Source organism: Pseudomonas sp. SJZ074, assembly GCF_007828215.1.
GTDB lineage: Bacteria > Pseudomonadota > Gammaproteobacteria > Pseudomonadales > Pseudomonadaceae > Aquipseudomonas.
In genome coordinates, this window is the sequence record NZ_VIUE01000006.1 from 215,068 (window position 1) to 223,119 (window position 8,052).

Annotated in this window: 8 protein-coding genes; 6 read left to right on the forward strand and 2 right to left on the reverse strand. The window is 62.6% G+C overall.

Annotation, left to right across the window (positions count from 1 at the left end):
• Window positions 1-24 precede the first annotated feature (24 nt).
• The 3 genes from kdpC (at window position 25) to FBX99_RS10475 (ending at window position 4,097) form a co-directional block, all read left to right on the forward strand.
• Window positions 25-570 (forward strand): potassium-transporting ATPase subunit KdpC, encoded by a 546-nt coding sequence (gene kdpC, locus FBX99_RS10465; RefSeq protein ID WP_145131494.1) that lies wholly within the window; start codon window positions 25-27, stop codon window positions 568-570.
• 130 nt (window positions 571-700) lie between these two features.
• Complete coding sequence (locus FBX99_RS10470; RefSeq protein ID WP_145131496.1) at window positions 701-3,352, forward strand: sensor histidine kinase KdpD; 2,652 nt, start codon at window positions 701-703, stop codon at window positions 3,350-3,352.
• A 46-nt stretch (window positions 3,353-3,398) separates the two neighbouring features.
• The gene (locus FBX99_RS10475; RefSeq protein WP_145131499.1) at window positions 3,399-4,097 is read left to right on the forward strand and encodes a response regulator; all 699 of its coding nucleotides are present in this window, start codon (window positions 3,399-3,401) and stop codon (window positions 4,095-4,097) included.
• A gap of 72 nt (window positions 4,098-4,169) precedes the next feature.
• Here the strand turns inward: FBX99_RS10475 and FBX99_RS10480 are convergent, their stop codons facing one another.
• Window positions 4,170-5,207: a patatin-like phospholipase family protein gene (locus tag FBX99_RS10480; RefSeq protein WP_145131502.1), complete on the reverse strand. Its 1,038-nt coding sequence runs from the start codon at window positions 5,205-5,207 to the stop codon at window positions 4,170-4,172.
• 207 nt (window positions 5,208-5,414) lie between these two features.
• On the opposite strand from FBX99_RS10480, the gene FBX99_RS10485 reads away from it, so the two are divergent.
• The 3 genes from FBX99_RS10485 (at window position 5,415) to FBX99_RS10495 (ending at window position 7,607) form a co-directional block, all read left to right on the forward strand.
• Window positions 5,415-5,705, forward strand: a complete 291-nt coding sequence (locus FBX99_RS10485; RefSeq protein ID WP_144927451.1) for a hypothetical protein — start codon at window positions 5,415-5,417, stop codon at window positions 5,703-5,705.
• A gap of 105 nt (window positions 5,706-5,810) precedes the next feature.
• Complete coding sequence (locus FBX99_RS10490) at window positions 5,811-6,572, forward strand: CHAD domain-containing protein (protein ID WP_144927180.1); 762 nt, start codon at window positions 5,811-5,813, stop codon at window positions 6,570-6,572.
• Between the two features lie 237 nt (window positions 6,573-6,809).
• The gene (locus FBX99_RS10495; RefSeq protein WP_145131505.1) at window positions 6,810-7,607 is read left to right on the forward strand and encodes an acyl-CoA thioesterase II; all 798 of its coding nucleotides are present in this window, start codon (window positions 6,810-6,812) and stop codon (window positions 7,605-7,607) included.
• A gap of 13 nt (window positions 7,608-7,620) precedes the next feature.
• On the opposite strand, the gene FBX99_RS10500 is transcribed toward FBX99_RS10495, so the two are convergent.
• Window positions 7,621-7,827: a hypothetical protein gene (locus FBX99_RS10500; RefSeq protein ID WP_178111882.1), complete on the reverse strand. Its 207-nt coding sequence runs from the start codon at window positions 7,825-7,827 to the stop codon at window positions 7,621-7,623.
• Between the last annotated feature and the right edge of the window lie 225 nt (window positions 7,828-8,052).

An 8,052-nucleotide genomic window follows, 5' to 3' on the forward strand; every position in this document is an offset into this window, starting at 1 on the left:
GTGTTTTCAACTGAGGATTTTGGAATGTTCAGATTAGTTCGCCCGGCCTTGAGCCTGCTGCTCCTGATGACGCTGATCACCGGAGTCGCTTATCCGCTGCTGGTCACGGGTGTGGCGCAAGTTGCCTTTCCCGTCCAGGCCAACGGCAGCCTTGTCGAGGGAGCCGACGGCAAGGTGCGCGGTTCATTGCTGATCGCCCAGGACTTCCAGGGGGATGCCTGGTTCCATCCACGTCCCTCGGCTGGCACCTTCGCCACGGTTGCCAGCGGCGCGAGCAATCTTTCCCCGAGCAATCCGGCCCTGGCCTCGCGGATAATCGATGATGCTCACAAGCTTTTGGTGCCAGGTCAGGGGCCGGTGCCGCTGGCGCTGTTGACCACTTCCGGCAGCGGACTGGATCCGCACTTGCCACCGGCAGCGATTGCCTATCAACTGACGCGAGTCGCCGCGGCGCGCAATCTGCCGGTCTCGACCTTGCAGCAGTTGCTCGACACTCACATCGAGCAACCTCTGGTGGGGCCGCCAGTGGTGAATGTGCTGGCGTTGAACCTGGCGCTTGAGAAACTCTGAACCTGTGAGGACGCTTTCGCGAGCAAGCCCGCTCCCACACGTTCAGCGCAATTATCTGTGGGAGCGGGCTTGCTCGCGAAGGCCTCGGAACACTCACTGCATCAATATCTGAAAGCAAGAGAACCACACCATGAGCGACTCCGGCCGCGCCGATGCCCTGTTAGCCAATCTGCCCCGCGCTGGCCGTGGTCGGCTCAAGGTCTTTCTTGGCGCGGCGCCAGGTGTCGGCAAGACCTTCGCCATGTTGCAAGCGGCCCACACCCAGTTGCGGCAGAACGTGAAAGTCATCGTCGGCGTGGTGGAGACACACGGTCGCGCTGAAACCGAAGCGCTGCTCGGTGGCCTGGTGCAGCAGCCTTTGGTCCGCTCCGAATACCGTGGAGTGATGCTCGAGGAAATGGACCTCGACGGTTTGCTTGCCGCCCGGCCAAAGCTGGTGCTGGTTGACGAGCTGGCCCACAGCAATGCCCCCGGCAGTCGCCACGCCAAGCGCTGGCAAGACATCCAAGAGCTGCTTGCCGCTGGCATCGATGTCTACACCACCGTCAACGTCCAGCACCTGGAAAGCCTCAATGACCAGGTGCGCGGCATCACCGGGGTGCAGGTTCGTGAAACGCTGCCGGATTGGGTTCTGCAGGAAGCCGATGAACTGCTGCTGATCGACCTGCCGCCCCGTGAACTGCTGGAGCGTCTGCGCGACGGCAAGGTCTATGTGCCGGAGCAGGCCCGTGCGGCAATCGATGCTTTCTTCACCCAGACCAACCTGACGGCCCTGCGTGAGCTGGCGATGCAGACTGCCGCCGCGCAAGTGGACAATGATCTGGCGCTGGGCTATCGGCAACTGGGGCAGGCCGCCCCGGTGGTGCGGGGGCGGTTACTGGTGGGGGTAGACGGCGATGCCCAAGCCGAGCGCCTGGTGCGCCATGCCAGCCGCGTCGCCCAGCGTCGGCATCTGCCGTGGAGCCTGGTGCATGTGGACAACGGTGGTGCCCGGGACGAGGCCTCGCGCCAGCGCCTGCAAAGCGCCCAGCAACTGGCGGAGCGTCTTGGTGGCGAAGTGGTGTTGTTGCGTGCCGGCGAAGTGGCCAGGACCCTGGTCCAGCATGCCATCGAACGTCGAGCCACTCTGCTCCTGGTAGGGCAGTCCCGACCTCGTTTGCGCAGACGATGGTTCGGTGGCGGCCTGGCCTCACGCCTGTTGCGCGATGCCCGGGGGCTGGAGATCAATGTACTGGACAGTGAGGAACAACTACGTCCCGCCCGCGTTCACTCAAGTCGCGTCCAGACCGGCTTCGACTACGTATTGGCGTTGCTGGCGACCGTGGCGGCCAGTGCGTTGGCCTGGGGCATTTCGGGGCTGCTGGAGTTACCCAATATCTCTTTGGTGTTTCTGATGGCGGTCTTGCTGGTGGCGGTGCGCAGCAGCCTCGGCCCGGCGTTGGCCTGCGCGGCGCTGTCGTTTCTGGCCTATGACTTTCTGTTCATTCCGCCGAATTTCTCCCTCACCATCCAGCGCGACGAAGACGTGCTGACATTGGTGTTCTTTCTGCTGATGGCGGCCCTGACCGGCAACCTCGCTGCCCGTCAGCGTCGGCAGTTGCAGGTGTTGCGCGACACCCAGCAGGAAACCGGCGAATTGCTCGATCTGTCCCGCAAACTCACGGCTGCCACCGACCGCCAGGCCGTGATCAGCGCAGCCGCGCAGCACTTCAACGGCTGGCACGACTTGCAGCTGTGCCTGCTCAATCGAGAGGGGCAGAGTGGCTGGAAGGTCGAGACCGCTGAGTCGTTGACATTCGTCGAGGCCGAACGCGCGGCGGCCGACTGGGCCTGGCAGCATGATCAGCCGGCTGGTGCCGGGACCGGGACTCTGCCATCCGGGCGCTGGTGGTGGTGGCCGTTGTCAGTGGAAGGTGGACCGCTGGCGTTGTTGGGCGTGCGTTCGAAAGACGACAGTCCCTTGAGCGGTCAACGTCGGCGCTGGTTGGCGGCCCTCAGCCAGCCCCTGGCCCAGGCGCTGGCTCGGGCGCAGTTGGCGCAGGACCTCGAGGCGGCGCGCCTGCACGGTGAGACCGAGCAACTGCGCAGTGCCTTGCTGGCCTCGGTCTCCCATGATCTGCGCACGCCGCTGACCGCCATGCGTGGCAGCATCGACAGCCTGCTGGCGTTGGGGGAGGCGATCCCGCTGGCGGATCGTCGGGAATTGCTCGAAGGCACCCGCGATGAAGCCGAGCGTCTGGACCGCTACATCCAGAACCTGCTGGACATGACCCGTCTCGGCCACGGCGCCCTGAAACTGGCGCGGGACTGGGTGGCGCCGGCGGATATCGTCGGCAGTGCACTGAATCGCCTGCGGGCGGTGCTGGCACCGCTGATGGTCAGCGTCGAGGTGCCCGCCCAATTGCCATTGCTGCATGTCCACGCGGCGCTGATCGAACAGGCCCTGGTGAATGTGCTGGAGAATGCCGCGCGTTTTTCGCCGGCTCACGGGCGCCTGTCGCTAAGCGCCGGCACGACGGACAGTGAAGTGTTTTTTGCCGTGGCCGACGAAGGACCGGGGATCCCTGAGCCAGAGCGGGAGAAAATCTTCGACATGTTCTACACCGCTGCGCGCGGTGATCGGGGCGGGCAGGGCACGGGGTTGGGGCTGGCGATCTGTCGGGGCATGGTGGGCGCCCATGGCGGGCGGATCAGCGTAGGCGATGGCATCGACGGGCGCGGCACCTGCATCACCCTGCATCTGCCGTTGCAGGCACAACCGGGCATGGACGATGAAGCCTGAGCCGGTCTAGGTTATTCTCAGCCATTGATTTCAGTGAACGGACCCCATGAGCCAGACCGCGACCCTCCTGGTCATCGATGATGAACCGCAGATCCGCAAATTCCTGCGCATCAGCCTGACCTCCCAGGGCTACAAGGTACTGGAGGCCGGTACAGGGGCCGACGGCCTGGCCCAGGCTGCATTGAACAAGCCTGATCTGCTGGTGCTCGACCTGGGCCTGCCTGACATGGATGGTCAGCAGGTGCTGTGCGAGTTCCGCCAATGGTCGACGGTGCCGGTGCTGGTGCTCTCGGTGCGGGCCAGCGAAGCCCAGAAAGTCGAGGCGCTGGACAACGGCGCCAACGATTACGTGACCAAGCCGTTCGGCATCCAGGAGTTCCTGGCTCGCGTCCGCGCTCTCTTGCGCCAGGCGCCGGCAGGCGAGGCCCGGGAAGCGGCGCTGACGTTCGGTCCGTTGACGGTGGACCTGGCGTATCGCCGAGTACTGCTGGACGGCGTCGAAGTGGCGCTGACCCGCAAGGAATACGCCGTGCTGGCGCAACTGGCGCGGCACCCCGGACGGGTCATCACCCAACACCAATTGCTCAAGGATATCTGGGGCCCGACCCACACCGAGGACAGCCACTACCTGCGCATCGTGGTCGGCCACCTGCGGCAAAAACTGGCCGACGATCCGACTCGTCCCCGGTTCATCGTGACCGAGGCGGGGGTGGGGTATCGGTTGTTGGGAGAAGGTAGGTTTTAATCCCTCGGTCTTCAGCCAAGCATTGTTGTGGTGAGGGGATTTATCCCCTCGCCACAGGATCAGGGTGTTGCTTCAGCTCCGTTCACTCTCATACCGATCCAGGGTATCACTGGCAATCTCCCGCCCCAGGGCGATCAGCTCCGGCGCCTTGTAGAACTCGAAGAATCGGCACACCCGTTTTGGCACGTTGATCAGTACGTCCGGGGGATACCCGGCGATCTTGTATTGGGCCAGCGAAGTTTGCATCACTTCGAAACTCTGGTTGATCAAGTCCAGCAACGAGGCCGGGCCGACGTTGTCGATGATGAACGAGCCGGTGGCGGACCTCGGTGCGCCTTCGGCCTCCGGCGCCGCGGCCGGTTGTTGGCCTTCGGGTTCGACGGATTCGAGCCAGGCGTTGATGTCGGCGGCCTCGGCCTTCAATGCTTCTTGCTCCAGCAGTAACAATTGCTCGGCCTGCTTGCGCCGAAACGGCAACTTCGATCCCAGGGAGGTGATGAGGTTGTCGAATCGACTCTTGAATGCGGCGGGACGTGGAATCACCGGCAGGCTGTACTGCCGCTGGTTGGTGGCATTGAGGTTGACCGCGATGATCAGATCGCAGTGGCTGGACACCACCGGCACGATCGGCAGCGGATTGAGCAGGCCGCCGTCCACCAGCATGCGATTGCCTTGCATCACTGGCGTGAACAGGCTGGGAATGGCCGCCGAGGCGCGCATCGCCTGATGCAGGCAACCCTCCTGGAACCAGATTTCCTGTTGGTTGGTCAGGTCCGTGGCCACGGCAGTGTAAGGGATGCGCAGGTCTTCGATATTGAGTTCGCCGACGATCTTGCGAATCTGTCCGAAGACTTTTTCACCGCGGATCGCACCGAGGCGAAAACTGACATCCACCAGACGCAAAACGTCCAGGTAATCCAGGCTTTCGATCCAGTTGCGATAATCCCGGAGCTTTCCGGCGGCATAGATTCCACCCACCACGGCCCCCATCGAGCAACCGGCGATGCAGGCAATGTCGTAGCCGCGCCGTTCGATTTCCTCGATCACCCCGATATGGGCGTAGCCCCGTGCGCCGCCCGAACCCAATACCAATGCGACACGTTTTGTCATGACCCGGCCTCTTGTCGAACAGACTTCAACAATGCACTTATCGAGGGCCCGGCTCAATCGTTGTGGCACAGGCGTCGTTTTTTGACACGCTGGTGTGACATTTTTGTATGCTCGCCCACACTTGAATTAAGGCGGTCGGGCCAAGGCACTTTTCGCCTTTGCGACCGTCTTACCAGCACGACTGTTTGACCTGACTGAGGTGTAATGATGAAAGCCCGGAACTGCCTGCCCCTGATAGCATCCCTGATGGTTCTGGCCCTGGCCGGTTGCGCAGGCAAAACAGCTTATCGTGACAGCTGCGGTAGCCAGCTCGATGCCGCCTGGCATGAACTGGACCTTGCCAAGGCCGAAGGGTTTGCCGGTACCGTCAGCTATTCCAAGGCCCTGTCGCTGCTGACCGGTGCCAAGACCCAGCAGCAATTCGAGGCCTTCGAAGGCTGCTCCAAAAAGGCCGAGAAGGCGCGCTTCTACATCCGCGAGTCCCGCGCAGGAAGATAACGGCAGCGGCAAGTAGCAAGCGACAAGCTGCAAGAGAAGCACGCAACACACCTCTACTTGCAGCTTGAAGCTTGCGGTTTGAAGCTGCGTACGGAGTACGCCCCCATGATCGATCGGCTGGTGGCCCGGATACTGGGCCTGGAAGTCCGCCTGTTGGCCTGCCAGGCCCGCTTGAGTGCCCATACCGACAGCGAAGCGCTGCATGACCTGCGGACCACGGTTCGCCGTTTGCGCAGCCTGCTTCGCCCGTTGCGCGGCTTGCCGGGTGTCGAACAACTGGAAACAGCTGCTTCGGCGGTCGGCACCCTGACCACGCCGTTGCGTGACCGTGAAGTGCTGGCGGCCTACCTTGAACAGCACGGCAAGACCGATGCGGCGCAACGGCGTCGGCTGCAGATGGCCGAGGCCTATCCCGCCGTGGCCGCGAGCCGGGAGGTGACGCAACTGTTGATGATCCTCGACGCATTTCCGCGCTTCATTCGCGCCGCCCAGCGCCAGGGCTTGCTCAAGGGATTGCGCAAACGCATCGAAAAACGCCTGAACAAGCAATGGAAAAAACTCGGTGAAGCGTTACGTGATCCGGCTCATGACCGCCACCGATTACGGCTGCTGATCAAGCGCGTGCGCTATGCGATCGAAGCCTACCCGGAGCTCGATCGCCTGCCGGAGGCGGCCATGCCGCGACTCAAGTCCGCCCAAGGCGCCCTGGGCGATTGGCACGACTGCTGGCAATGGCTGGCTCGGGCCGAGCAGGAACAGGATCTGCAACCCTGTGTACCGGTCTGGCGCACTACCATGACCCAGGCCGAAGCCAAGGCTGACAAGGTGCTCGATAAGTTGATTGCCAGCTGCTTCGAGAAGTCCTGAAGCCTACCCCTACCTCTCCCTGTGGGAGCGGGCTTGCTCGCGAAGGCGACATGTCAGTCGACATCAATGTTGGATGTGCCGGCCTCTTCGCGAGCAAGCCCGCTCCCACAAGGGAGGTTGCGGTGGATTCCCACGTGGCGGCCTATCTGTCAGCCTCTTTGGCCGGAATGAGCGCTGTGTCGTTTATCCCGGCTGGTTAAGATTCCTTCACCTTTCTCCCATGCTTTCGAGGTTGCCATGCGCTTTTCCGATTTGATCGATGCTGTGCGTCGTCAGCCAGACGCCGTGACCATCGCGCCTGAATGGGGCCAGGGCCGCGCCACTTTTGGCGGGCTGGTGGCGGCACTGCAGTATGAGGCGATGCGTGCACGGGTGCCGGCGGACCGTCCGGTGCGCTCGCTGGCGATTACCTTTGTCGGCCCGGTCGAACCGGACGTCCCCGTCAGTTTTGAAGTCGAGGTGCTGCGTGAAGGCAAGGCGGTCAGCCAGGTGCAGGGGCGCGCGGTGCAGAATGGCCAGGTGGTGACAGTGGTGCAAGGTAGCTTCGGTGCATCACGTTCCTCCGTGGTGGCGGTGCAGGCCGATCCCGCGCCTGAGTTCAAAAGCGTCGAGCACTGCCAGGAACTGCCATACATCAAGGGCGGCACACCAGAGTTCATGCGTCACCTGGCGATGCGCTGGAGTGTTGGGGGCCTGCCGTTCACCGGCAATAAATCCCGCAGCATGGGCGGCTGGGTACGGTTGCGTGGGGAGGTGAAGGAAGAGCCGCTCAATGAAGCCCACATCCTCGCGCTGGTGGATGCCTGGCCGCCCGCGCTGCTGCCTCACCTGACACAAATGGCACCGGGCAGCACACTTACCTGGACCATCGAATTCGTCCAGCCGGTGCTGGCGCTGACGACGTTGGACTGGTGCAAGTACCTGGCCGAAATCGAGCACGCCCAGGACGGCTACGGTCACGTCGCCGCGAAGTTCTGGAGTGCCGATGGCCGTCTGATCGCCATGAGCCGGCAGACGGTGACGATTTTCGGCTGAGGTACATGGGCGTTCAGTGAGGTTGACGTAACAGTCCCAGCGAGGCGAATACCGCGATGATGCCTATGCTGATGTCCGCCAGGTTCAGCTTGAGCGCGCCCGAGATGATCAGCAACGATGCGATGATGAGCAAGGGCGCGGCGATCAGCTGCAACACCAGATGGGTCGGGTTGAACGCGTGCCATTGCCAGCCTGCAGGGGGGGAGTGACGTTTGTGCATGATGCGGTTCCTTATTCCTGACATCGATTGATACAAGAATAGGTACGGCGGGGCAGTGCGGCGAATCGCGGTTGGCTATGGACGCGATAGGTGACTATGAAATCTCGCCACAGGAAAAGCTTGGCAGGTCCGTAATGCTGTTCACTTAAGCATTTGAGTCCAAGCCGGGCTTTCTAGAAAATCCGATACCAGTCCTCTGGTATCGGATTTTTTATGCCCATTCAG